At 74.1% G+C, this 22,713-nt stretch carries 25 protein-coding genes; 12 read left to right on the plus strand and 13 right to left on the minus strand.

The annotated features are described in order from the left end of the window. The first annotated feature begins 374 nt into the window (after positions 1 to 374). From ABD086_RS02865 to rsgA, 3 genes are read left to right on the plus strand one after another with little or no spacing between them, the layout of a single operon-like run. Positions 375 to 869: a DoxX family protein gene (locus tag ABD086_RS02865; RefSeq protein ID WP_343905464.1), complete on the plus strand. Its 495-nt coding sequence runs from the start codon at positions 375 to 377 to the stop codon at positions 867 to 869. A 21-nt stretch (positions 870 to 890) separates the two neighbouring features. After that, positions 891 to 2,168 carry a 3-phosphoshikimate 1-carboxyvinyltransferase gene (gene aroA, locus ABD086_RS02870; protein WP_343905465.1) on the plus strand — a complete coding sequence of 426 codons (1,278 nt, stop codon included), beginning with the start codon at positions 891 to 893 and terminating at the stop codon, positions 2,166 to 2,168. Then, positions 2,165 to 3,163 (plus strand): ribosome small subunit-dependent GTPase A, encoded by a 999-nt coding sequence (rsgA, locus tag ABD086_RS02875; RefSeq protein ID WP_425571547.1) that lies wholly within the window; start codon positions 2,165 to 2,167, stop codon positions 3,161 to 3,163. Before aroA ends, rsgA begins: the two co-directional genes overlap by 4 nt. On the opposite strand, the gene ABD086_RS02880 is transcribed toward rsgA, so the two are convergent. Then, positions 3,160 to 3,606 (minus strand): DUF2231 domain-containing protein, encoded by a 447-nt coding sequence (locus tag ABD086_RS02880; protein ID WP_343905467.1) that lies wholly within the window; start codon positions 3,604 to 3,606, stop codon positions 3,160 to 3,162. The genes rsgA and ABD086_RS02880 overlap by 4 nt on opposite strands. Positions 3,607 to 3,654: 48 nt before the next feature. Between ABD086_RS02880 and hisN the strand changes: the two genes are divergently transcribed. Both hisN and ABD086_RS02890 read left to right on the plus strand, forming a co-directional pair. After that, the gene (gene hisN, locus ABD086_RS02885; protein WP_343905469.1) at positions 3,655 to 4,521 is read left to right on the plus strand and encodes a histidinol-phosphatase; all 867 of its coding nucleotides are present in this window, start codon (positions 3,655 to 3,657) and stop codon (positions 4,519 to 4,521) included. Positions 4,522 to 4,572: 51 nt separating this feature from the next. Then, positions 4,573 to 5,004, plus strand: coding sequence for a CBS domain-containing protein (locus tag ABD086_RS02890; RefSeq protein ID WP_343905471.1), 432 nt, complete (start codon positions 4,573 to 4,575; stop codon positions 5,002 to 5,004). Positions 5,005 to 5,007: 3 nt separating this feature from the next. Here the strand turns inward: ABD086_RS02890 and ABD086_RS02895 are convergent, their stop codons facing one another. Beyond that, complete coding sequence (locus ABD086_RS02895; protein ID WP_343905472.1) at positions 5,008 to 6,048, minus strand: PP2C family protein-serine/threonine phosphatase; 1,041 nt, start codon at positions 6,046 to 6,048, stop codon at positions 5,008 to 5,010. Between the two features lie 107 nt (positions 6,049 to 6,155). Here ABD086_RS02895 and ABD086_RS02900 point away from each other — a divergent pair, with 107 nt between their 5' ends. Beyond that, positions 6,156 to 6,524, plus strand: coding sequence for an FKBP-type peptidyl-prolyl cis-trans isomerase (locus tag ABD086_RS02900; RefSeq protein ID WP_343905474.1), 369 nt, complete (start codon positions 6,156 to 6,158; stop codon positions 6,522 to 6,524). Between the two features lie 8 nt (positions 6,525 to 6,532). On the opposite strand, the gene ABD086_RS02905 is transcribed toward ABD086_RS02900, so the two are convergent. The 3 genes from ABD086_RS02905 to ABD086_RS02915 all read right to left on the minus strand — a co-directional run bounded on the left by ABD086_RS02905 (position 6,533) and on the right by ABD086_RS02915 (position 9,008). Continuing rightward, on the minus strand, positions 6,533 to 6,778 hold the full coding sequence (locus ABD086_RS02905) for an RNA-binding S4 domain-containing protein (protein WP_343905476.1): 246 nt from the start codon (positions 6,776 to 6,778) through the stop codon (positions 6,533 to 6,535). 4 nt (positions 6,779 to 6,782) lie between these two features. After that, positions 6,783 to 7,499: a tyrosine-protein phosphatase gene (locus ABD086_RS02910; protein WP_343905478.1), complete on the minus strand. Its 717-nt coding sequence runs from the start codon at positions 7,497 to 7,499 to the stop codon at positions 6,783 to 6,785. Between the two features lie 246 nt (positions 7,500 to 7,745). Next, complete coding sequence (locus ABD086_RS02915; RefSeq protein ID WP_343905480.1) at positions 7,746 to 9,008, minus strand: DUF445 domain-containing protein; 1,263 nt, start codon at positions 9,006 to 9,008, stop codon at positions 7,746 to 7,748. 45 nt (positions 9,009 to 9,053) lie between these two features. Here ABD086_RS02915 and ABD086_RS02920 point away from each other — a divergent pair, with 45 nt between their 5' ends. From ABD086_RS02920 to ABD086_RS02930, 3 genes are all read left to right on the plus strand, one after another. Then, positions 9,054 to 9,452, plus strand: coding sequence for an FAD synthase family protein (locus tag ABD086_RS02920; protein ID WP_343905482.1), 399 nt, complete (start codon positions 9,054 to 9,056; stop codon positions 9,450 to 9,452). Positions 9,453 to 9,532: 80 nt separating this feature from the next. Continuing rightward, entirely contained in the window at positions 9,533 to 11,062 is a 1,530-nt protein-coding gene (locus tag ABD086_RS02925; RefSeq protein WP_343905484.1) for an MXAN_6640 family putative metalloprotease, read from the plus strand. A 67-nt stretch (positions 11,063 to 11,129) separates the two neighbouring features. After that, positions 11,130 to 12,434, plus strand: a complete 1,305-nt coding sequence (locus ABD086_RS02930) for an APC family permease (RefSeq protein ID WP_343905486.1) — start codon at positions 11,130 to 11,132, stop codon at positions 12,432 to 12,434. Here ABD086_RS02930 and pdxR read toward each other — a convergent pair. Then, positions 12,358 to 13,797 carry a MocR-like pyridoxine biosynthesis transcription factor PdxR gene (gene pdxR, locus ABD086_RS02935; RefSeq protein WP_343905488.1) on the minus strand — a complete coding sequence of 480 codons (1,440 nt, stop codon included), beginning with the start codon at positions 13,795 to 13,797 and terminating at the stop codon, positions 12,358 to 12,360. The two genes, ABD086_RS02930 and pdxR, sit on opposite strands and share 77 nt — an antisense overlap. Before the next feature lie 17 nt (positions 13,798 to 13,814). On the opposite strand from pdxR, the gene ABD086_RS02940 reads away from it, so the two are divergent. Beyond that, positions 13,815 to 14,600, plus strand: coding sequence for a ceramidase domain-containing protein (locus ABD086_RS02940; protein ID WP_343905490.1), 786 nt, complete (start codon positions 13,815 to 13,817; stop codon positions 14,598 to 14,600). Between the two features lie 480 nt (positions 14,601 to 15,080). Here the strand turns inward: ABD086_RS02940 and ABD086_RS02945 are convergent, their stop codons facing one another. Then, positions 15,081 to 16,391 carry an LLM class flavin-dependent oxidoreductase gene (locus tag ABD086_RS02945; RefSeq protein WP_343905492.1) on the minus strand — a complete coding sequence of 437 codons (1,311 nt, stop codon included), beginning with the start codon at positions 16,389 to 16,391 and terminating at the stop codon, positions 15,081 to 15,083. Between the two features lie 564 nt (positions 16,392 to 16,955). Here ABD086_RS02945 and ABD086_RS02950 point away from each other — a divergent pair. Both ABD086_RS02950 and ABD086_RS02955 read left to right on the plus strand, forming a co-directional pair. Then, complete coding sequence (locus ABD086_RS02950) at positions 16,956 to 17,759, plus strand: DUF222 domain-containing protein (RefSeq protein WP_343905494.1); 804 nt, start codon at positions 16,956 to 16,958, stop codon at positions 17,757 to 17,759. Beyond that, positions 17,729 to 18,118, plus strand: coding sequence for an HNH endonuclease signature motif containing protein (locus ABD086_RS02955; protein WP_343905495.1), 390 nt, complete (start codon positions 17,729 to 17,731; stop codon positions 18,116 to 18,118). Before ABD086_RS02950 ends, ABD086_RS02955 begins: the two co-directional genes overlap by 31 nt. Positions 18,119 to 18,385: 267 nt before the next feature. Here the strand turns inward: ABD086_RS02955 and ABD086_RS02960 are convergent, their stop codons facing one another. The 6 genes from ABD086_RS02960 to ABD086_RS02985 are packed head-to-tail and all read right to left on the minus strand — an operon-like array spanning position 18,386 to position 22,694. Next, a complete protein-coding gene (locus ABD086_RS02960; RefSeq protein ID WP_343905496.1) occupies positions 18,386 to 18,982 on the minus strand; it encodes a GTP cyclohydrolase II in 597 nt (198 codons plus the stop codon). After that, positions 18,979 to 19,674 carry a RibD family protein gene (locus tag ABD086_RS02965; protein ID WP_343905498.1) on the minus strand — a complete coding sequence of 232 codons (696 nt, stop codon included), beginning with the start codon at positions 19,672 to 19,674 and terminating at the stop codon, positions 18,979 to 18,981. Before ABD086_RS02965 ends, ABD086_RS02960 begins: the two co-directional genes overlap by 4 nt. Further along, a complete protein-coding gene (locus tag ABD086_RS02970) occupies positions 19,667 to 20,419 on the minus strand; it encodes a lysylphosphatidylglycerol synthase transmembrane domain-containing protein (protein ID WP_343905500.1) in 753 nt (250 codons plus the stop codon). The genes ABD086_RS02965 and ABD086_RS02970 overlap by 8 nt, the downstream gene beginning before the upstream one ends. After that, a complete protein-coding gene (locus tag ABD086_RS02975) occupies positions 20,416 to 21,312 on the minus strand; it encodes a glycosyltransferase family 4 protein (protein ID WP_343905502.1) in 897 nt (298 codons plus the stop codon). The genes ABD086_RS02970 and ABD086_RS02975 overlap by 4 nt, the downstream gene beginning before the upstream one ends. Beyond that, positions 21,309 to 21,689 carry a 6-pyruvoyl trahydropterin synthase family protein gene (locus ABD086_RS02980; RefSeq protein WP_343905503.1) on the minus strand — a complete coding sequence of 127 codons (381 nt, stop codon included), beginning with the start codon at positions 21,687 to 21,689 and terminating at the stop codon, positions 21,309 to 21,311. Before ABD086_RS02980 ends, ABD086_RS02975 begins: the two co-directional genes overlap by 4 nt. Continuing rightward, positions 21,690 to 22,694 carry a zinc-dependent alcohol dehydrogenase gene (locus ABD086_RS02985; RefSeq protein WP_343905504.1) on the minus strand — a complete coding sequence of 335 codons (1,005 nt, stop codon included), beginning with the start codon at positions 22,692 to 22,694 and terminating at the stop codon, positions 21,690 to 21,692. Positions 22,695 to 22,713: the final 19 nt, after the last annotated feature.

Below are 22,713 nucleotides of genomic sequence, written 5' to 3' on the forward strand. Positions count from 1 at the left end.
CGGCCGCCGGCGCGCCGGGCACCGCGGCACCGACCTCGGCACCGACGGACGCCGCGGCGCCGTCCCAGTCCCCGCAGCCGACCCAGCAGCTCACCCAGCAGCCGTCGCAGCAACCCAGCCAGCAGCCGCCCCCCTCGACGCCGCCTCCCGCGCCGTCGACGCCGCCGTCCGCTCCGCCGCAGTCGCCGCTGGTGCAGCTCGACGTCGACGTCTCCATCGGCCCGGGCGGCGTGGGCGCCACCGCGGGCGGCTCGGTGGTCGGCCAGCAGCTGCCGTCCGTGGGGGCGACGATCCCCGTCCCCTGAGCCGGCCGGGCAGGACCGGACCCGACCGGGCATGACTGGCGTCGGGAGCCGCGGGGTACACAGGAGGGCATGACCGTCAGCAGAATGATCGCCCGCCCGATGCTCGCGTCGATCTTCGTCGTCGGTGCCGCCGCCGCGCTGAAGAACACGTCGGGACCGGCCGAGAAGGCCGACCCGGTCACCTCGCGGCTGGTGCCGCTGGCCCGGAAGGCGGGGATCCCGCTCCCGGAGGACCCGGAGACGCTGGTGAAGCTGAACGCCGGCGTGCAGATCGGCGCGGGTCTCGCGCTCGCGACCGGCCGGATGCCGCGGCTCTCGGCGGCGGTCCTGGCCGGGTCGCTGATCCCGACCACCGCCGCCGGTCACCGGTTCTGGGAGGCCGACGACGACGCGACGCGCACCCAGCAGCGCCTGCACTTCTTCAAGAACGTGGCCCTGGTCGGCGGCCTGATCATCGCGGCCGGCGACACCGAGGGCCGGCCCGGCGTCGCCTGGCGCGCCCGGCACGCCGCCAAGGACGCCAAGCGGGAGGCGAAGCTGATCAAGGCGAAGGTGCACCCGTGACCCCTCGGTAGGCTGCCGCCCGTGACCGAGCCCTGGCCAACCCCGCGCGCCCGCCACCCCGTCGACGCGGTCGTCTCGCTGCCGGGCAGCAAGTCGCTCACCAACCGCGCGCTGGTGCTGGCCGCGATCGCGGACGGGCCGTCGGTCGTCCGGAGGGCGCTGCGGTCGCGGGACACCACGCTCATGGCCGCGGCGCTGACCTCGCTCGGCAGCGCCGTCGACACCTCGGGCGAGGACTGGCGGGTCACCCCCGGCCCGTTCACCGCGGACGCCCAGGTCGACTGCGGCCTGGCGGGGACCGTGATGCGGTTCGTGCCCCCGATCGCCGGGCTGTCGACCGGCACGGTGTCCTTCGACGGCGACGAGCACATGCGGCAGCGGCCGGTCGGCGAGATCCTCGGCGCGCTCCGCGCCCTCGGCGTCGACGTACCCGGGGAGTCCCTGCCGTTCGCGGTGCACGGGACCGGCTCGGTGCGTGGCGGGACCGTCGTCGTCGACGCGTCGGCGTCGTCCCAGTTCATCTCCGCGCTGCTGCTGGCCGGCGCTCGGTACGACGAGGGCGTCGACGTGCGCCACGACGGCAAGCCCGTGCCGTCGCTGCCGCACATCGACATGACCGTCGCGATGCTGCGCGAGCACGGCGTCGACGTGGACGCCCCGTCGTCGAGTGGCGACGCGAACCGGTGGCGCGTCGCCCCGGGACCGGTCCGCCCGGTGGATCACCTGATCGAGCCGGACCTGTCGAACGCCGCGCCGTTCCTCGCGCTCGCCGCGGTGTCCGGGGGCAGCATCACCGTCCGCGACTGGCCGCGGCAGACGACCCAGGCCGGCGACGCGCTGCGCGACATCCTCACCGCGATGGGGTGCGAGGTGGCGTTCGTGGACGAGGGCCTGCAGGTCACCGGCAGCGGCACGCTGCTCGGGATCGACGTGGACCTGCACGACGTCGGCGAGCTGACCCCGGCCGTCGCGGCGCTCTGCGCGCTGGCGGAGGCGCCGTCGCACCTGCGCGGCGTCGGGCACATCCGCGGCCACGAGACCGACCGGCTGGCCGCGCTGGCGAGGGAGCTCGGCGGCCTCGGGGCGAAGGTGACCGAGCATGCCGACGGGCTCGACATCGAGCCCGCTCCCCTGCACGGCGGCGTGTTCCACACCTACGCCGACCACCGGATGGCGCACGCCGGCGTGATCGTCGGCGCCGCGGTCGAGGACGTGCTGGTGGAGGACATCGCGACCACCGGCAAGACGTTCCCGGACTTCGCGGACTTCTGGTCCGGGCTGATCACTCCCGAGGGCTGAGCGCGGTGACCGGGCGGTACTCCGACCAGGACGTCGAGCACTACGACCGTCCCCGTCGGCGTACGCGCCCGCGCACCAAGGAGCGGCCCACCTACGACGACGCGGAGGACGGCGTGGTCGTCACCGTCGACCGGGGGCGGTTCACGCTGCTGGTCGACGACCGGACCGTGCTGGCGATGAAGGCCCGGCCGCTGGGCCGCAAGGGCGTGGTCGTCGGCGACCGCGTCCGGGTCGTCGGCGACACCTCCGGCGCCGACGGCGCCCTCGCACGGATCGTCGAGGTCGTCGAGCGCAGCACGACGCTGCGACGGACCGCCGACGACGACGACCCGGTCGAGCGGGTGATCGTCGCGAACGCCGACCAGCTCGTCGTCGTCACCGCGCTCGCGGACCCGGAGCCCCAGCCGCGGCTGATCGACCGCGCGCTCGTGGCGGCGTACGACGCCGGCATGCAGCCGTTGCTGTGCCTGACCAAGTCCGACCTCGCCGACCCGGAGACGCTGCTGACGACCTACCGGTCGCTCGGCGTGCCGTGGGTGATCACCCGCAAGGGCGGCGACCTGACCGAGCTGCGCGAGCGGCTGCGCGGTCGCACCAGCGTGCTGCTCGGCTCCAGCGGCGTCGGCAAGTCGACGCTGGTCAACGCGCTGATCCCGGACGCCGGGCGCGACGTCGGCGTCGTCAACGCCGTGACCGGGCGCGGCCGGCACACCTCCACCTCGGCGTACCTGCTGGAGATCCCCGAGCTCGACGCGTGGATCGTGGACACGCCCGGGATCCGGTCCTTCGGGCTCGCCCACGTGCAGCCCGAGCGCCTGATCGAGGCGTTCCCCGACCTCGACGAGATGACCGAGGACTGCCCGCGCGGGTGCACCCACGGCGACGACGAGCCCGAGTGCGGCCTCGACGAGGCGGTCCGGAAGGGCGAGGCCGACCCGGTGCGGGTCGAGTCGTTCCGCCGGCTGCTGGCCGCGCGGAGCGAGCCGGCCTACTAAGACCCCCAGACCGACCGCGCGCCGGCCTCCCCCGTCAGCACGACGTACGCGAGGGTGACGGTTCCCGCGACCACCAGGGCCGAGCTCAGCACGATGCGGATCGTGCCCACCCGGGCGTGCAGCCACGCGGCGGCCACCGCCACGACCGCGAGGCCGGTCGTCACCCAGCGCAGGATGTTGGCGTAGCGGGCGTGCTGGTCGATCTTCGCCGCGACCGGGGGCTGGTTGAAGAAGTCCTTGGTGCCGCGGAAGTTGATGCCGGTGTAGTACGCCGTCCAGATCGCCGCCGTCGCCACCAGCACGAGGACGACCATCGGCCAGCGGAGCCCGTCGCGCCAGCCCGGCAGCACCGCGTAGAGGATCGCGGCCAGCGCCGCGAGCGGGCCGAGCACCACGGCCGCGTGCACGACGAGCGGGTGGAGCGGAAGTCCGTTGATCTCCATGCCCTGGCCTACGGCCCACGGGGCCGGCGGGTTCACTAGGGTGGCGACGTGGCCACGGACTACACGGACGACCTGCGCCTGGCGCACGTGCTCGCCGACGACGCCGACTCGATCACCGAGAGCCGGTTCCGGGCGCTCGACCTGCACGTGATGAGCAAGCCCGACCTCACGCCGGTCACCGACGCGGACCAGGCCGTCGAGGAGTCGATCCGCCGCACGCTCTCACGGGTGCGGTCCCGCGACGCGGTGACCGGCGAGGAGCAGGGCTCCACCGGGCACAGCCAGCGCCGCTGGGTGATCGACCCGATCGACGGCACCAAGAACTTCGTCCGCGGCGTGCCGGTCTGGGCGACGCTGATCTCGCTGGTCGTCGACGACGAGGTCGTCCTCGGCGTGGTGTCCGCTCCCCTCCTCCAGCGGCGCTGGTGGGCCTCCACCGGGAGCGGTGCGTGGACCGGCCGGTCGCTGCTCAAGGCGACGCGCTGCCAGGTGTCCGACGTCCGCCGGCTCGAGGACGCCTCGCTGTCCTACGCCTCGCTGTCCGGCTGGGACGAGCGGGACCGGCTCGACGACTTCCTCGCGCTGATGCGGCGCTGCTGGCGCACCCGGGCGTACGGCGACTTCTGGTCCTACATGCTGCTCGCCGAGGGCGCCGTCGACATCGCGGCCGAGCCCGAGCTCGAGGTGTACGACATGGCCGCCCTCGACGTGATCGTCCGCGAGGCCGGCGGCCGGTTCACGTCGCTGGACGGCACCGACGGCCCGTTCGGCGGCAACGCGCTGGCCAGCAACGGCCACCTCCACGAGGCCGCGCTGTCGTTCCTCGGCACGCTGCCCGACGACGAGGACGACCCGGACGTGCGCCGTACCGGCCCCGGTTCGGTCTCGGACCTGCGCGACCACCGGCGCGACTGACCCGCGGACAGAGGGGTGACGGCCGCCACTGCGGGCGGCTACCTTCGGGTCATGCGGATCGGCGACGTTCTGAAGGCCAAGCCCAGTCGTGAGGTGGTCACGATCGGTCCGGAGGCCGGCGTGCGGGAGCTCCTCGCGCGGCTGTCCGAGCACAACGTCGGCGCGCTCATCGTGAGCTCGGACGGCACGACCGTCGCCGGCATCGTGAGCGAGCGCGACGTCGTGCGCCACCTGCACAGCGACGGCACCGTCATCAACAACACGGTGGGCGCGATCATGACCGAGGTCGTGCAGACGTGCGACGAGGACACGCCCCTCGACGAGCTGATGAAGACCATGACCGAGCGGCGGATCCGGCACGTGCCCGTCGTCCACGAGGGCCGGCTGACCGGCATCATCAGCATCGGCGACGTGGTCAAGCACAAGATCGACCAGCTGGAGTTCGAGCGCGACCAGCTCGACAGCTACCTGCACCAGACCTGAGCGCTACTGGCTCTCGCTCTCGGCGAGCACGAGCGCGAGGTCGTCGTTCATCCGGTTGCCGGCGTACGACAGCAGGTGCTCCACGAGGCGGTCCAGCGCCTCCTCGACGCTGCCCTCGCCGATCTCGGCGGCGTAGACGTCCAGCGGGAAGAACTCCCCCGTCTTGTCCCGCGCCTCGACCAGGCCGTCGGTGTAGAAGAGCATCCGGGCGCCGGTCGGCCAGGAGTGCTCGGTCAGGCCGGGGTCCGAGCCCATGCCGAGCGGCACCGTCGGCTCGCCGGTGTCGACCTCGGTGACCTGCTCGTCGTGGACCAGCAGAGGCGGGTGGTGGCCGCAGTTGGCGAGCGTGACCTTGTCGCCGTGGAACTCGCCGACGATCGCGGTCACGAACTCCTCGTCGGCCACGAGCCGCTGCAGCGTCTCGTCGATGGTGCGGGACAGGGCCGCGAGGTCGGGCTCCGTGAACGCCGCGGCCCGGAAGGCGCCGAGCACCGACGCCGCCGTCTGCACGGCCTCGAGGCCCTTGCCGCGGACGTCACCGACGATCACGCGCACGCCGTACGGCGTGGCCGCGACCTCGTAGAGGTCCCCGCCGACGAGCGCCTCCGCCGTCGCCGAGACGTAGCGGGCGGAGAGGCCGACCGACCCGATCGCGGTCGGGATCGAGCGCAGCACGGCGCGCTGGGCAGTCTCGGCGATCACCGTCATCCGCTCCAGGCGCCCCTCGCGGCGCTCCCGGAGCGCGGCACCCTGGATGGCGACCAGGCCGAGCAGACCGCACAGCAGCACGCGGGCCAGCCAGTCGACGGTGCTGGTGTCGTCGTGCCACTGGTGGGCGAGCAGGCCGAGCAGCACCGCGGCGATCGCGAGGTATGCCGTGCGGCGCGGCGTGGTCATCAGGCTCGCGACGACCGCGCCCGAGGCGAAGACCGCGATCAGCTGGACCTCGGTCGTCATCGAGAGCAGGACGAGGAGGGCGAGCACGGCCGCCCCGACAGCGAGCCCGAGGTCGAGCCGGCGCCAGGGTGCGCGTGCGGAGGTCACCTGGGCATGATGTCAGGCCGCTCCAGGCCCCGCGCACCGAACGCGACGACTCGCGACCGGAAGGATCCGGGAACTCGCCCCACCGGACCACGCCGTAGGCTGGAGCGATGGACAAGCCCGAGATCGACTTCCCCGACTTCGACCCGCCCGCCGACCTCGAGATCACCGAGATCACCGAGGGCTCCGGGGCCGAGGCCACGCCCGGCGCCACGGTCTCGGTCCACTACGTCGGCGTCGCCCACTCGACCGGCGAGGAGTTCGACGCGTCGTACAACCGCGGCGAGCCGCTGAACTTCCGGCTCGGCGTCGGCCAGGTCATCTCCGGCTGGGACCAGGGCGTCCAGGGCATGAAGGTCGGCGGCCGCCGCCAGCTCGTGATCCCGCCGCACCTGGGGTACGGCGACCGCGGCGCCGGCGGCGTGATCAAGCCGGGCGAGACGTTGATCTTCGTGGTGGACCTGCTCGACGTGCGCTGAGCCGCCGGTCACCAGGGCAGGCCGTCGTCGGCGCCCTCCGCGGCGACCCGGGCGGCGTGCCCGGCCACCTGGACCACGTCGCCCTGCACCAGCTGACGACCGCGCCGGGTCTCGACCTCGTCGTTGACGCGCACCCTCCCGGCGGCGATCAGGGGCTTCGCCTCCGAGCCGGACTCGACGAGGTTCGCCAGCTTCAGGAACTGCCCGAGCCGGATGGACTCGTCGCGGATCGGGACGTCGTACGGCTCGGCCATGGGGTCATTGTCCCAGCACGAGCCCGCGCAGCCGAGCGAGGCGGGGTGCGTCGACCCCCGCGTCGCCCAGATACGCGGCGACGTCGGTGTCGCGCAGCCACCCGAGGAGCACGGGCCGCCGGTCGGCGAGCGCGGCGTCCAGCGCGTCCGGCTCCCACGCCTCGTCCGGCGCCGCCACCCACTCCCCGCTGACGGGGTCGTAGCCGAGGCCGTGGCCGCGGTGGTCCGCGGCGCCGCGGAACCCCTGCTCGTAGTGGTCCGCGACCGCCTCGTCCTCGACGCCGGCCAACCCGAGCAGCATCGAGGCGACCAGGCCGGTGCGGTCCCGCCCGCCCGCGCAGTGGACGAGCACGCCGCCCTCCGCGTCGGCGATCGCGGTGAACACGGCCGCGAACTTCTCCGGGTACCGGGCGAGGTTCGGCGCCCAGGAGCGCGGGTGGTCGAGCCAGGGCCCGCACTCCGCGAGGAAGTCCGGGTCGTCCGGGTCCTCGGTCGGTGCGTGCACGATCCGGACGCCGTCGACGTCCCGCACGTCCGCGCGCTCGACGTCGTTGCGGAGATCCACCACGGTCGTCAGCCCCGCGGCGCGGGCCGCGGCCCAGCCGGGTCCGGTGATCGACTCCGGCGCCGCCGACCGCCAGACCCGCCCCTGCGCCGTCGTCCCGCCGCCGCGGACCGGCAGGCCGCCGAGGTCCATGAGGTTGCGCGCGCCGTCCCACACGGGCGCCATCGTGGCACGCGGACGGGGCCGCGGCGCGGCTCTCGGGTCGTGTGCCTGAGACCGCGCCATAGCGCGTTGTCAGGCACACGACCCGAAAGTGGCGGACCGCAAGCCGAGAGCCGGCCGCAACCACCCACCCGCCGTCCCGCTTCGCTGCCCCGTCGGTCGCAACCCTGACAACCCGCAGGCCGCCGGCAGTTACTCGACTTCTTGGGTCTCGACAAGCTCGACCAACGGCGTCGCACCTCAGCCGAGGACGACCGACACCGCGTGGATCAGCACGCCCACGAGCCCGCCGACGATGGTGCCGTTGATGCGGATGAACTGCAGGTCGCGGCCGACGTGCAGCTCGATCCGGCGGGCGGCCTCCTTGCCGTCCCAGCGCTCGATGGTGTGCGTGATGACGGTGGTGACCTCGGCGCCGTAGCGCTCGACGGCGAACACCGCGGCGTCGGCGGCGAGCGCGTCGAGGCGGGCCCGGAAGACGTCGTCCGACAGCAACCGGGCCGAGAACGAGGAGACCTCGGCCAGCAGCCGGGTGCGGACGGCGCCCGCGGGGTCGCGCAGCGAGGAGAGCAGCGAACGACGCAGCGCGTTCCACAGCGAGACCGTCGAGGCGAGCACCTGGGGGTGGTCGAGCAGGCGCTCCTTGAGCCGCTCGGTGCGCTCCTGGGCGGCGGGGTCGTGCTGGAGGTCGTGGGCGAGCTGGTCGAGCATCGAGTCCAGCGCCTCGCGGACGTGGTGGCGCGGGTCGTCGCGGATGTCCGCCACCCAGCGGACCAGCTCGCGGTGCAGGCGCGAGGTCACGGCCTCGTTGAGCCGGGTGGGCGCCCACCAGGGGGCGCGCTCGCCGAGCACCTCCGCGACGGTGTCCGGGTTCGCCACCAGCCAGCGGTGCAGCTCGTCGAGACCGAGGTCGACCAGGCCGTGGTGGAGGTCGTCGCGGATCGTCTCCTCGAGCAGCGACCCGAGCAGCGGCGCGATCGGCTCCTCGCGGAACCGCGGGACCAGCGCGTCGCGGAACAGCTCCTCGATGTGGGAGTCCTGCACCCGGTGCAGCCCGATCGCGAGGACGTCGGCGACCTCGTCGACGGCCCGCCGCGCGTGCTCGGGGTCCGCGAGCCAGCGGCCCAGCCGCAGCGTGACCGTCGCCGCGGCCACCCGGTCGCGGATGATCCCCTCCTGCAGGAAGTTCTCCCCCACGAACTCCTCCAGGCCGCGCCCCAGCTCGTCCTTGCGCTTCGGGATCAGCGCGGTGTGCGGGATCGGCAGCCCGAGCGGGTGCTTGAACAGCGCGGTGACCGCGAACCAGTCGGCGATCGCACCGACCATCGAGGCCTCGGCGCCCGCGTTGACGAAGCCGAGGAACCCGTCCTGGTCCAGCGTGGCCACGTAGACGAGGGCGGCGAACAGCAGCAGCGACACGGCGAGCGTGCGCATCCGGCGCAGGCCCTGGCGGCGTACGGCGTCGGCGGCGGGGTTGGGGGTGATCATGGCGATAGTGCTCATTGCCCGCCATCCTCGCGCACTGCCCCACATGCCAGAATGCGCCGCATGCCACGCACGGTCATCACCTTCGGCACGTTCGACGTCTTCCACGTCGGGCACCTGCGGGTGATCGAGCGCGCCGCCGCCCTGGGCGACCGCCTCGTCGTGGGCGTCTCCGCCGACGAGCTCAACCTGCGCAAGAAGGGCCGCGAGCCGGTGTTCAGCCAGGCCGAGCGGCTCGCGATCGTCGCCGCGCTCAAGCCGGTCGACGAGGTGTTCGTCGAGGAGAGCCTCGAGCTCAAGCGGGACTACATCGTGCAGTACGGCGCGGACGTGCTCGTGATGGGCGACGACTGGGCCGGCCGGTTCGACGAGTTCGAGGACATCTGCGAGGTCGTCTACCTGCCCCGGACGCCCGCCATCTCCACCACCGCCTTGATCGAGAAGATCTCCGGCGGGAGCTGATCCCACCGCCTGGTTTGGGCGCACCCACCCGCCGGGCAGGCTCGAAGAGCCGAACCCGCCTTTCGTTCTCGAGGAGAAAGATGCGTCGACCGCTCGTCGTGGTGGCCCTCACCGCCGCCCTGGGCCTCTCCGGTCTCCTGCCCGCCACCGCGAGCGAAGCACCCGAGCCGTCCGCTCCCTCGAGCCCCGCGCAGGCGCTCGCGACGGTCCAGCGCCTGCTCGACCTGTCGGCGCCGCTCGCGCGCACGGCGCGGACCGGCCGGCCCGAGGTGTCGCTGGCGATGCGTGACCTGTTCGCCGCGCTGCCGCGGCTCGACGACGCGGACCGGCGTACGGCGCAGGGCTACCTCGCCCGCCCCACGGACGGCGCCGCCGACGGCCTGGGCGACGGCTACACGGTCCCCGCGAAGAAGAAGTGCCGCAACCACCTCTGCATCCACTGGGTGCCGACCACGGCCGACGCGCCGCCCAGCACCGCCTGGGTGAAGAAGAACCTGTCGTTCATGAACAAGGTGTGGCGCGTCGAGGTGCGCAAGATGGGCTACCGCAAGCCGGTCAGCGACCGGCACCGGGGCGGCAACGCGAAGTTCGACGTGTACCTGAAGGAGCTCGGCTCCCGCGGGATCTACGGCTACTGCACCCCCGAGCGGCGGGCCCCGGGCCAGAAGTGGCTGGCCTCGGGCTACTGCGTGCTCGACAACGACTTCGCCGAGGCCCAGTACGGCGCCCCGCCGGTGCAGAGCCTGCGGGTGACGGGCGCCCACGAGTTCTTCCACGCGGTGCAGTTCGCCTACGACTACGGCGAGGACCCGTGGCTGATGGAGAGCACCGCCACCTGGATGGAGGAGCGGGTCGCCGACGACGTCAACGACAACCGGCAGTACCTCCCCTACGGGCAGGTCGGCGCGCCCGGGCAGGCGCTGGACCTGTTCAACCGGCAGGGCTTCAACCAGTACGGCAACTGGACGTTCTTCGAGTACCTCAGCCACCGGTTCGGCCTCGGCGTCGTCAAGCAGATCTGGGCTCGGGCGGGCGCCTACCGCGGCGCCGGTCACCAGTACTCGACGACCGCGGTCAAGGGCGTGCTGAAGAAGCACGGCGGCTTCGGCTCGGTGTACCGCGGGTTCGCGGCCGCCAACACCGCCCCCGGCCACTACTACCCCGAGGGGAAGGCCTGGCCGGTCGCCCCGACGTTCGCCGGCTGGACCCTGACGCACGACGCGCCGCGCCAGCACGCCCGCACGACGATCAGCCACATGTCCTCGCGCAACGCGATCGTCCGGCCGGCCGCGAGCATGAAGGACAAGCGCTGGCGGCTGCGGGTCGTCGTCGACGGGCCCGCGGGCAAGACCGAGCCGTCGGCGTACGTCCTGTCGAAGACCAAGCGCGGGTTCAACGGCACCCCGATCCGCCTCAACGGCAAGGGCAAGGGGCACGCGCTGGTCGGCTTCGGCGCGAGCCGGGTCGTGTGGGCGAAGGTCGTGCTCGTCAACGGCTCGACCCGGTTCTCGTGCTGGCACCGCACCTCGTGGTCCTGCCAGGGCAAGGCCCGCGACGACCAGGAGGGCTTCGCGGTCCGGGTGACGGCGGTGCCGCCCCGGAAGAAGTGAGATTGGCCCGAACGCCTTGTCGGGTATTGGCGCTGCGGCCGGACCTCTGGCCCCCTAGATTGTGCGCGTGACGCGCGCCCTCACCCCCGACACCATCCCCGCCGACGACCCCGTCGCCGCCGGTGGCCTCGGGGTCCCGCAGGGCGCGGCGCTCACGCTCGGCGCGGTGCTCGGCACCGGCGTGATCTCGCTGCCGGCACTCGCCGCCCACGAGGCCGGACCGGCGTCCCTGGTCGCCTGGCTGGCGCTGGTGCTGCTCTCCGTGCCGCTCGCGACCACCTTCGCGGCCCTCGGCGCCCGCTACCCCGACGGCGGCGGCGTCTCGACGTACGCCCGGCGCGCCTTCGGCGCCCGGGTCGCGACGGTGATCGGGTGGTGCTTCTACTTCGCGATCCCGCTGGGCGCCCCGGCCGCGGCCGGCTTCGCCGGGGCGTACGTCGCGGACAGCGCGGGCGGCGGCCGGCAGACGCAGCTGCTCACCGCCGGCGCGCTGATCGGGGTGGTCGCGGTCATGAACTGGTTCGGGATCCGCGTCTCCGGCCGGGTCCAGCTGGTCATCGCCGGCACGCTCGCGCTGCTGCTGCTCGTCGCCACGCTGGTCTCGCTCCCCCACGCGACCACCGCCAACCTGACCCCGTTCGCCCCGCACGGGTACGCCGCGATCGGCACCGCCGCCGCCCTGCTCATCTGGGCGTTCGCCGGGTGGGAGGTCGTGACCTCGCTGTCGTCGGAGTACCGCAACCCGGCGCACGACATCGGCCGCGCGACCGTGATCGCGCTCGTCGTGATGGGCGTGATGTACCTCGGCGTCGCGTTCGCCACCGTCGCGGTGCTCGGCCCGCACACCGGCAAGGCGCCGCTCTCGGACCTGCTCGTGATCGGGTTCGGCGAGCCGGCCCGCACGGTGACCACCGTGGTCGCTGTGCTGCTCTCGCTGGGTGCGATGAACGCCTACTTCGCCGGCAGCGCCCGGCTCGGCGGCGCGCTCGGCCGGGACGGCTCGCTGCCGGCGTGGTTCGCGCACGGTTCGAGCGCCGGCCAGGTGCCGCGACGCTCCCTGGTCGTGGTCACCGCCGGGGCGCTGGGCACCCTCCTCGCGATCGCGGTGTCCGGGATCGCGATCGAGAAGACGATGCTGCTGGTCACCGGGGCCTTCGCGATCGTGTACCTGGTGGGCACCGCCGCCGCGATCCGGCTGCTCCCCCGCGGGACCTGGGTCTGGCGCGGCAGCGTCGTCGCGTTCGTGTCGTCCCTGGCGCTGCTCGGGCTGACCGGCCGCTACCTGCTGCCGCAGCTCATCGTCGGGCTCGCCGCGGTGGTGTGGCTGTCCCGCGCCCGAGCAGCCGCGCCAGCCGCTCCAGACCCGGCGTGACCGCGTCGGTCCGGGCCGCACCGTAGCCGAACACCAGCCCGGACACCGGCGCGCCGGCGGCGTACGACGAGAGCGCCTCGACCGCCACCCCGGCCCCGGCCGTCGCCGCGACGACCGCCGCGTCGTCGGTGGGCTCGCGGAAGAGCGCCGTCACGTGCAGCCCGGCCGCGGACGGCACCACCTCGAGCTGCGGCAGCAGCCGCTCGATCCCCTCGAGGACCAGGGCACGGCGCTCGGCGTACGCCTTGTGCGCGCGCCGCAGGTGCCGACCGAGCAGGCCGTCGGAGACGAAGCGCGCCAGCGCGACCTGCTCCGCGGGCGCGCCGTACCCGTCGGCGAGCTGGCGGGCCCCGAGCAGCGCGTCGCGCAGGCTGCGCGGGGCGACCAGGTAGCCGGAGCGCAGCGCCGGGATCAGCGACTTCGAGAACGTCCCCACGTAGATCACCCGGCCGTGCCGGTCCAGCGCGTGCAGCGTCTCCAGGGGCCGCTCGGTGAACCGGAACTCGCTGTCGTAGTCGTCCTCGACGATCGCGACGCTCGCCCGGTTGGCGAGCTCCAGCAGGGCCTGCCGGCGCGCGAGCGAGAGCGGCGGACCCAGCGGGAACTGGTGCGACGGCGTCGTGAACACCAGCCGGGCCCGCTCCGGGACCTCCGCGACCACCAGCCCGTCACCGTCCACGCGGACCGGCACCACGCGGGCGCCGTACGACGCGAACAGCTCGCGCGCGAACGGGTAGCCGGGGTCCTCGACCGCGACCACGTCACCGGGCTCGAGCAGCACCCGGGCGACCAGGTCGAGCGCCTGCTGGGTGCCGTGCGTGACGACCACGTCGTCGGAATCCGCGGCCACGCCGCGCCCGAGGGACAGGTAGCGGGCGATGGCGGCCCGCAGCTCGGGGTGGCCGGCCGGCCCGGCGTACGTGCCCGGATGGTGCGCCCCGCCCCGGAGCTCGGCGGCCACCAGCCGGCGCCAGGTGTCGAACGGGAACAGCCCGGCGTCGGGGATACCGGCCCGGAAGTCGTACGGCGGCGGGGCGCTCTCGCCGCTCACCGGGAGCGGGCGGAACGTCCACCCCGGCCTGGGGTCCAGCGCCCCCGGGTGCCGCGGCGCGGGTGCCGGGGCCGCGAGGCCGGCGACGTACGTCCCGTCACCGACCCGGGCCTCGAGGAAGCCCTCGGCCACCAGTCGCTCGTACGCCGTCGCGACGGTGTTGCGCGCGACGCCGAGGTCCTGCGCGAGGGCGCGGGTCGGCGGGAGCCGGTCGCCGACGCCGAGGCGGCCGGAGCGGATCGCGTCGAGCAGCGCCCGGTAGATCGCGCCGGTACGGTCGCCGCGCGCGTCGAGGTCCACCGGCAGGTCCACGGCGACACACTAGGTCCGTGCACCGACCCCTCGCCTGGGCGACGCTCGTGGCCCTCGCCTCCACCGGGCTGCTGGCCGTGGCCGTCGGCGCCGGCTGGCTGGGCCCGGACGTCGGTCGCGGTGCCCACTTCTGCGAGGCCGCCCGGGACGGGTGGGTGAAGCAGCCGGCGAACACCTTCTCGAACCTCGGCTTCGTCGCGGCCGGGCTGGCGATCGCGGCGCAGGCGACCCGGTGGCCGCTGGGCGGCCTGGCGACGCCGTACGCCTGCCTGGTGGTGCTCCTCGGGCCGGCGAGCGCGGCGATGCACGCCACCCAGTCGTCGCTGGGCGGCCGGTTCGACCTGCTGAGCATGTACCTGGTGGCGTCGTTCGCGGCGGCGTACGCGCTGATGCGGTGGGTGCGCCAGGGGCGGACCTTCTTCTGGCAGCTGTTCCTGCTCTTCGTCGCCGCATGCGAGCTGGTCGGGCTGGCCGGCGACGGCGTGCCGGTCGTGCAGCAGGCGGGCAACGTCGCGTTCGCCGTGCTGCTGGCCGTCGCGATCGCGACCGAGGTGCGGCTGCACCGCCGCGACCACGGCACCGACCTGCGCTGGGGCGCCGCGGCGCTCGGCACGATCCTGCTCGCCTTCGCGATCTGGAACGCCACGAGGTCGCGCTGGTGCGACCCGCACTCGCTGCTGCAGGGCCACGCCGCCTGGCACCTGCTCGGCGCGGCGTCCGCCTACCTGCTGTTCCGGCTGTGGGCGAGCCCCGGCAAAGAAACCCCGGAGGGGGTGTTTCGGACCGCCGACCAGGTGGTATGACGTGGTCTAGATCACAGCCGTGGCATGGGGGACGGCGACGTTCTTGGGGAGGGAGAAGTCGCTGCATGCGCTCGGCATGCCGCGCTGGGGTGGCGGTCTGACGACGTGTGCGTCGTTTCTCCGAAGGTTGGCCTGCGGGCCGGACTCTGGGAGAGAACACCATGTCGAAACAACTCGTGCTCGCGCTCGGCGCGGGCGACGCGGCACGTCGACCCCTGGCATCCCACGGACGCGGACGCCCGGGTGCGAAGTGGTCCTGCGCGCTGGATCGGATCCCACTGGTGCTCGCCCTGGTCTCCAGCCTGCTCACCAGCGCTTCGGTGCTCGGCGGGGCAGGCCGAGGCGGGGGTCTCCGACCCCCGGGCGGTGGCGTCAGTCCCCCCTGGCGCCACCGCCGCTCCCCACCCCGGACGTAGGTGGCGGCGGGCCTCGTGCGACGACCTGACCACGCCCGCAGACGTGGGGGTTCTGCGTCCAGGCCTAGTAGAAGCCGTACCGGTCGAGCGGGCCGACCAGCTGCTCCTCCTCGTAGGCGAGGTGCGCGGTCAGCGTGGTCGCCAGCTCGTCCACGGCGGTCCGCAGCCGGCCGAGCCCGTCGGGCGCCGATAGGACCGCGACCAGCGCCCGGTCGACGGCCTCGAGCGCCCCGTGGATGACGTGGTGCTCCTGCTCCAGACGGTCCAGGACCGGACCGAGGGTCGGGTCGCTGCGGCGCAGGTGCGGGAAGACCGAGCTGTCCTCGATGGTGTGGTGGGTGGCGACGAGGCGGCAGTAGGACTGGCAGTAGGCACCCAGCGTCCACTCGTTCTGGCGCAGCGTCATCTGGTTGATCGCCCCTCGCGCGGCGGCCGGGTCGAGCGCGCCGGACTCGACCTGCCCGATGAGGTCGAAGACCTGGACGAGCTCCGCGCGCAGGTGGTCGTGCACGTCGACCAGGTGCCGGCCGGTCGAGGTGGGAGCGGCGGCCGGCCGCTCCGCCAGCGGCGCCGGGTTGCCCTCCCGCGCGGCGCGGACCAGCTCGCGGACGGCGGGCGCGACCTCCGCGCCGAAGCGCCGGATCAGCTCCGGGTCGTCGCCGGTGACGATGAACGTGCTGGTGCCGTGCTCGAGCGTGAGCTCGGCGAGCCACTCCGCCCAGGCGGGATCCCCGGAGGGTTCGACGTTGTAGAGGCGCCGCACGGCGACCGGGTCGCGGCCGGCGGCGACCGCCGCCTCGTCGATCCGGGCGTTGCTCTCCGCCAGCGCTTCCGGCGGGACGTACGACTGGCTGGGCAGCCACCCGTCCCCCACCCGCCCGGTCAGGGCCAGCATCTTCGGCCCGACCGCCCCGACCCAGACCTCCACGTCGTGCACGGGCGCGGGTCCGCGCTCCCACGTGCGCCGGATCGTCGCGATGCCCTCGTCGAGGGCCCGCCGGGCCTCGCCCGGCGTACGGCGGGGGCCGCCGGCCTGGACGATCGCGTCCCAGAACGCGCCGGCGCCGATGCCCAGCTCGACCCGGCCGCGGCTGAGCACGTCCAGGCTCGCGACGGTCGTGGCGAGCACGTACGGCGGGCGCAGGGGCAGGTTGCTGACGTTGGTCGTCGCGCGCAACGTGGTGGTGCGGGCCAGCACGGTCGCCACCAGGGCCCAGGCGTCGAGGAACCGCCGCTGGTACGGGTGGTCCTGGAAGGTCGCCAACTCCAGCCCCGCCGACTCGGTCAGCAGCGCGAGCTCGACGGCCCGCTCCGCATGGCCGGCGTCCGGCGTGATGAACGTGCCGAACTGGAGATCGTGGCCGTAGTCGGTCATGCGCCCATCCTGCCGGTGAGGTGGGCCGTCGCCGTGGCGGCACGGCGGGTGGTTGCGGCCTGCGCCCTCCGCTGGTCGAGCTCGTCGAGACCCCGGAAGCCGGGTGACTGCCGGTGGGCTGCGGGTTGCCTTCGGTTGCGGTCGGGTGCCGGCTCGCTGGCCGCGGCTCCGTTGGTCGAGCTCGTCGAGACCCCGGAAGCCGGGACACCGGTGGTCGAGCTCGTCGAGACCCCGGAAGCCGAGACACCGTTGGTCGAGCTCGTCGAGACCCCGGAAGCCGAGACACCGTTGGTCGAGCTCGTCGAGACCCCGGAAGCCGAGCGACTGCCTGCGTCTTCCGGGTGGTCTCCGGTTGCGACCGCCATGGCAGCAAAGCGGGACGGCGGGCGGGTGGTTGCGGCCGGCTCCCGGGTCGCGGTTCGCGGCTTTCGAGTCGTGTGCCTGAGACCGCGCCATAGCGCGGTCTCAGGCACACGACCCTGAAACTCACGATGCTCAGAACCCCTGTGGACACAGGGGATTCTCGCCAGAGGCGATGTCGGTGGCCAGTGCTTGAGTAGACCCATGAACACCCCGCCGGTCACCCGCGAACAGCAGGTGATCGACGCCGCCCGCGAGCAGCAAGCCATCGAGAACATCGCCGCGATCCGCAAGCTCCAGCTCGCCGTGGAGTGGGTGGAGCTGCACCCCGGTGACCAGGTCGACACCAGCATCGAGTGGGGGATGCGGGACCTGGAGATCGCCGGCGACGGCGCACCGACCATCGACGAGGGCGCGGTCGCGGAGTTCGCGCTCGCCATCGGGGTGTCCACCGACTCCGGCCGGCTCTATCTCGGTGATGCGGTGGAGCTGAAGTACCGGCTCCCGCGGATCTGGGCGAAGGTCACCGCCGGGGTGGTTCCGGTGTGGAAGGCCCGCAAGGTCGCCCAGGCCACCCGCTCCCTGCCCATCGACGGTGCGGCGTTCGTGGACCGTGCGCTGTACTTCGTACTCAGGAAGTGCTCGTTCGCCGAGATCGACCGGCAGGTCGACCAGGCCCGGGCCGAGTTCGACCCCGAGGCCGCCGAGGAACGCCGCCGCAAGGCCGCGGAGAAGCGGCGCTTCGACGTGCACCTGCGCGACATGACCCACGACGGACTGGTCCCGGTCACCGGGATGCTCGACCTCGCCGACGCGGTCGCCCTCGACCAGCGGATCGCCGCCAAGGCCGCCACCCTGGATCCCGCGCTGCCCTTGGACGTGCGGCGTGCGGCCGCCGCCGGGATGCTCGGCGCCACCGACCACCCCGACCAAGGGATCGTCATCTACGCCCACGTCCGCCCCGACCAGACCAGACCATGGTCGACGTCGACAACACCCGGTCGGTGATCACCCCCGACCACCTGCGCGAGTGGTGCCAGGCCGCGGGCACGAAGGTCACCGTCCGCCCGGTGATCGACCTCAACGAGGAGATCACCACTGAGGACTACCGGCCCACCGACCAGCTGGCCGAGCAGGTCCGGCTGCGGCACCCCGAGTGCGTGTTCCCGCACTGCCACTGGTCGTCGCGGCACTGCGACCTCGACCACGTCATCCCCTGGCCCGCTGGCCCCACCGCCACCTCGAACCTCGCGCCCCTGTGCCGCGGCCACCACCGCCTGAAGACCCACACCCCCTGGACCTACCACTGGGAACCCGGCACCGGGTTCGTGTGGACCGACCCCCACGGCCAGCGACATATCAACTGACCAGGACCCCGCCGACCACGGCCGGCGGGGCCATCACCGTGCTCGGAGGCCGTCTTCGGCGGTGACCACAACGGTCGACCCCCGCGGACCGCAAGCCGGCACGCCACCGCAACCAAGCACCGCAACCCCAGCAGACGGTGACCACATATCCCGTCACCGTCGGTCGCAACCCCTGCGGGCCAGAAGGTACGGGCACCAGCGGTGGGATGTGACCACGCGCGACGGCGAAGCTGCGCTGGTGCTGAGGGTGTGACGTCGGGCCGCCCCCTATCCGGCGTCACTGAGCAGCGTGTGCCCGCCGCGCGCCTTGGCGGCGAGGTACCGGGCGTTCGAGGGCGACAGGTGCACGGCCGTGGGGACGAGCTCGACGGACAGGCCGTGCGCGGAGAGCTGCGAGCCCTTGTCCGGGTTGTTGCTGAGCAGCGAGAGCCGGGAGACGCCGAGGGCGGTGAGCATCTGCGCGGCGGCGGTGTAGTCGCGGGCGTCGGCGGCGTACCCGAGGGCGAGGTTGGCCTCGTAGGTGTCCAGGCCGTCGTCCTGGAGGGCGTAGGCGTCGAGCTTCGCGTAGAGGCCGATCCCGCGGCCCTCCTGGCGCAGGTAGAGCAGGTAGCCGCCGGCGGCGGAGATCCGGCGCACCGCCTCGTGCAGCTGCGGGCCGCAGTCGCAGCGCTCGGAGCCGAGCACGTCGCCGGTCAGGCACTCGCTGTGCACGCGGACGAGGGGTACGGCGCCGGGCGTGCCGAGCCGGATCGCGAGGTGCTCCGCGCCGTCGGCGAGCCCGTTGAACGTCACGACGTCGGCGACGCCCGACCAGCCGTGCAGGCGGACCGGCAGCGTGATGCAGGTGCGGATGGTGGCGTTCATGCGGACTCCTCGAAGCGCTCGGAGAGCGCGTAGCGCAGCAGGACGACCTCGCCGATGCGCTGCACGTCGGCGAGCCGGGCGGGGCGGTCGGGGCCGATGGGGAACGGACCGTCGCCGACGAAGCGCCGGGCCCGCGAGTCGCCGACGAAGAACGGGGCGACGACCAGCTGCAGCTCGTCGGCGGCGTCCTCGGCGAGGAACTGGGTGTGGATCGAGCCGCCGCCCTCGACCATCAGCCGGCGTACCCCGCGCTCGGCGAGGTCGGCCGCGACCGCGGACATCGAGACGCGCGCGCCGCCGTCCACGACGGTCGCCGAGGCGCCCAGCCGGGACCGGGCGGCCCGGAAGGACGCGGACGGGCAGTAGACGAGCTTCTCCGACTCCCCCGTCGTGAAGAACCGGGACGCCGGGTCGAGCCGGGCCCCGCGGGTGACGGTGACCTTGACCGGCGACGGCTTGAGGCCGCGCGCGATCCGGTCCAGGCGCCGCTCGGGGCACCGGACCAGCAGCCGCGGGTTGTCGTTGCGGACCGTCGTCGCGCCGACCAGGATCGCGTCGCAGCCCGCGCGGACGTCGTCGACCCGGTCCAGGTCGGCGTCGTTGGACAGCATCAGCCGCTCGTCGCCGGCGCTGTCGAGGTAGCCGTCGATGGACATGCCGCAGCTGAGCAGCGTGTACGGGCGGTCAGCCACGGGCGGCTCCCCTCGTCAGCAGGACGGCACCCGGCAGCGTGGCGACGAGCGCGAGCACGCCGTACAGCACCGCGACCGTGGTGCCCTGGGCCGCGCCCAGCCCGGCCGCCGCGAACGCCCACGCGGCGACGCCCTCCCGCGGTCCCCACCCCGCGACGTTGAGCGGGATCGCGGCCGCCAGCATCACCAGCAGCGCCAGCGGCAGCAGGTCCGCGAGCGAGGCCGAGGTCCCGGCCGCGTCGGCGGCCACCAGGAACACCACGACGTGCCCGGCCGCGGCGACGAGCGACGTCGCGACCACGGCCGGCCAGCGCGCGAGGGCTACGGCCACGACGGCCGCGAGGAGCGCCGAGGCCCCGGGGGCCGGCCCGAGGAGGAGGACGGCGCCGGCGGCGACGACCTGCACGAGCTGGCCGGTCCCGCGGTCCGCGACCACCGGCACCGCACCGTGCCGCACGGCGCGGTGCACGTCCCCGACGACGCCGCCGGGCAGCGTCGCGTTGAGGAACTGCGAGCGGTAGTACGCCGCGACCGCCTCGCGCAGCGGCACCTCGGTGCCGAGCCGGCGGGCCAGCGCCCGCCACCGCCACGCGCACGCGACCGTCGTGACGGCGGTGATCGCGACGGCAGCCACCAGCGCGAGCGGACCGGCGGAGCGGATCGCGTCGGCGAACGGCTGCGGCCCGACCCGCCAGACGACCACGGCGAGGACCGCGGCACCGCCGAGCACGCGCAGCCACCTCACCGGGCCGCCTCCAGCGCCTGCGCCACGAGCGCCGCCGTCCGGTCCCAGCCGGTGAGCTCGGTACGGCGGGCGCGCGCGGCCGCCCGCAGCGACGACCGGTGCGACGGGGACGTCAGCCACTCCCGCAGCGCGGCCGCCAGCGCGTCGGGGTCGCCCGGCGGCACCAGGACGCCGCCGTCGCCGAGCGCCTCACGCACGCCCCCGACGTCGGACGCCACGACCGGCACCCCGCGCGCGAGCGCCTCGGTGACGACCATGCCGTACGCCTCGGCCCGCGACGCCAGCACCAGCAGGTCGGCCTCGGCGTACGTCGCGTCGAGCTGCGCGCGGGTCAGCGGACCGGTCAGGCGCACGGTCGCCGGCAGCGACGCCGCGAAGTCCGGCTCGACCGCCGTGGACCCCACGCCCCGGCACGACCACGCGAGGTCGTCGATCCGGCGCAGCGCGGCCGCGAGCACGTCGTACCCCTTGAGCGCGGTGACCGCGCCGACGCTCAACAGCGACGCCCCCGAGGCCGACCCGGGGCTGACCGGCGCCGGGTCGACGCCGGGCTCGGCGACGACGACGCGGTCGAGGCCGTAGCAGGCGGCGAGCCGGTCCCGCGTCCAGCGGCTGGTCGCGACGACGCCCGCGGCGGCCTGGAGGACCGGTCCCTCCCACCACTGCCACCGCGGCATGTGCACCAGGACGACGACCCGCACCCGGGACGACTCCGGGAGCAGCGCCGGTGACGCGAGCAGCCCGTCGACGAGCGCGACCGCACCGTCCGGCACGGTCGCCACGGAGGTGTGCTCGACCATCCCGAGCGCGTCGGCGACCCGGCGGTCGTAGACGTTGCCGCCCGACGGCCGCTGCGGGTCGTCGACGTCCGCGGGGCGCACCAGGTGGATCACAGCTGCCTCTCGTAGCTCGCCCACGCCACGTGCGACTCGTGCAGGGTCACCACCAGCCGGGTGGCGGGGCCGAGCCCGGCGGCCCGCCCGGCCAGCCGGTCGGCGACCGCCCTGGCCAGCACCTCGGTCGAGGTGTTGACGCCCGCGAACGCGGGCTCCTCGTCGAGGTTGCGGTAGGTCAGCTCGCCGAGCACCTCGTGCAGCAGCTCCGTGGCCGCACCGATGTCGAGCAGGATCCCGTCCGGGCCGAGCTCCGGCCCGGAGAAGGCCGCGTCCACGACGTACGTCGCCCCGTGCAGCCGCTGCGCCGGTCCGAAGACCGCGCCGCGAAAGCTGTGCGCGACCATCATGTGGTCGCGTACCGACACCGTGAACACTCAGGGCACCTCCGGGTAGGCGATCGTGTGGCACAGCGCCGGCAGCGAGCCGGCCTCGAGCCGGGCCATCACCTCGGGCAGCTCGGCGAACGGCGACTCCCCGGTCAGCAGCAGGTCGAACGCCGGGTCGCGCAGCAGCCGCAGCGCCATCGCGAGCCGGTCGGCGTGGGTACGGCGGGCGCGGCCGGCCACCACGCCGACCTGGCTCGACCGCAGCCGCAGCCGCCGGGAGTGGAACGCGCCGCCGAGCGAGAGGTGCACGCGCCGGTCGCCGTACCAGCTCAGGTCCAGCACGGTGCCCTCCGGCGCGAGCAGCTCGAGGGAGAGCTGGAGACCGGACGCCGTCGCGCTGGTGTGCACGACGGCGTCCCGCTGGCCGTCCGCGTCCCGGGGGATGGAGAACGCGACGCCCAGCTGCTCCGCGACGCCGGCCCGCGCGGGCTCGACGTCGACGAGGGTGACCTCCACCTCGGGGATGCGGGCCAGCAGCCGGGCGACGCTGCACCCGACCATCCCGGCCCCGACCACGGTGACCCGGTCGCCGACGAGCGGCGCGAGGTCCCAGACGGCGTTGAGCGCGGTCTCGACCGTGCCGGCGAGCACCGCCCGCCGCGCCGGCACGCCGTCCGGCACCGGGACGACCGACGACGCCGGGACGACGTACGCCGTCTGGTGCGGGTGCAGGCAGAACACCGTCCGTCCCACGAGCGGATCGGGGCCCGCCTCGACGACCCCCACGTTGAGGTAGCCGTACTTCACCGGTCCGGGGAACGACCCGTCCTGGAACGGCGCCCGCATCTCCTCCCACTGGCTCTGCGGGACCCCGCCGCGGAACACCAGGGTCTCGGTGCCCCGGCTGACGCCGGAGTGCAGCGTGCGCACGAGGACCTCGCCGGGGCCCGGCCCGGCAACCGCGACGGGGCGGATCTCCCCGTGCCCGGGCGCGCGGACCCAGAAGGCTGCTGCCGTGAACCCCGACGGCGCCGTCTCCGTACGACTGGTCACACCCCACACACGGAGGCAG

Origin of the sequence: Nocardioides aquiterrae, assembly GCF_039526625.1 — a bacterium.
Lineage (GTDB): Bacteria > Actinomycetota > Actinomycetes > Propionibacteriales > Nocardioidaceae > Nocardioides > Nocardioides aquiterrae.

What these genes read in the sequence shown, in the direction of transcription:
- ABD086_RS02865 (WP_343905464.1), top strand. Translation starts at nt 375, where the DNA reads ATGACCGTCAGCAGAATGATCGCCCGCCCGATGCTCGCGTCGATCTTC.
- ABD086_RS02880 (WP_343905467.1), bottom strand. Translation starts at nt 3,606, where the DNA reads ATGGAGATCAACGGACTTCCGCTCCACCCGCTCGTCGTGCACGCGGCC.
- ABD086_RS02890 (WP_343905471.1), top strand. Translation starts at nt 4,573, where the DNA reads ATGCGGATCGGCGACGTTCTGAAGGCCAAGCCCAGTCGTGAGGTGGTC.
- ABD086_RS02900 (WP_343905474.1), top strand. Translation starts at nt 6,156, where the DNA reads ATGGACAAGCCCGAGATCGACTTCCCCGACTTCGACCCGCCCGCCGAC.
- ABD086_RS02905 (WP_343905476.1), bottom strand. Translation starts at nt 6,778, where the DNA reads ATGGCCGAGCCGTACGACGTCCCGATCCGCGACGAGTCCATCCGGCTC.
- ABD086_RS02915 (WP_343905480.1), bottom strand. Translation starts at nt 9,008, where the DNA reads ATGAGCACTATCGCCATGATCACCCCCAACCCCGCCGCCGACGCCGTA.
- ABD086_RS02920 (WP_343905482.1), top strand. Translation starts at nt 9,054, where the DNA reads ATGCCACGCACGGTCATCACCTTCGGCACGTTCGACGTCTTCCACGTC.
- ABD086_RS02925 (WP_343905484.1), top strand. Translation starts at nt 9,533, where the DNA reads ATGCGTCGACCGCTCGTCGTGGTGGCCCTCACCGCCGCCCTGGGCCTC.
- ABD086_RS02945 (WP_343905492.1), bottom strand. Translation starts at nt 16,391, where the DNA reads ATGACCGACTACGGCCACGATCTCCAGTTCGGCACGTTCATCACGCCG.
- ABD086_RS02950 (WP_343905494.1), top strand. Translation starts at nt 16,956, where the DNA reads ATGAACACCCCGCCGGTCACCCGCGAACAGCAGGTGATCGACGCCGCC.
- ABD086_RS02955 (WP_343905495.1), top strand. Translation starts at nt 17,729, where the DNA reads ATGGTCGACGTCGACAACACCCGGTCGGTGATCACCCCCGACCACCTG.
- ABD086_RS02960 (WP_343905496.1), bottom strand. Translation starts at nt 18,982, where the DNA reads ATGAACGCCACCATCCGCACCTGCATCACGCTGCCGGTCCGCCTGCAC.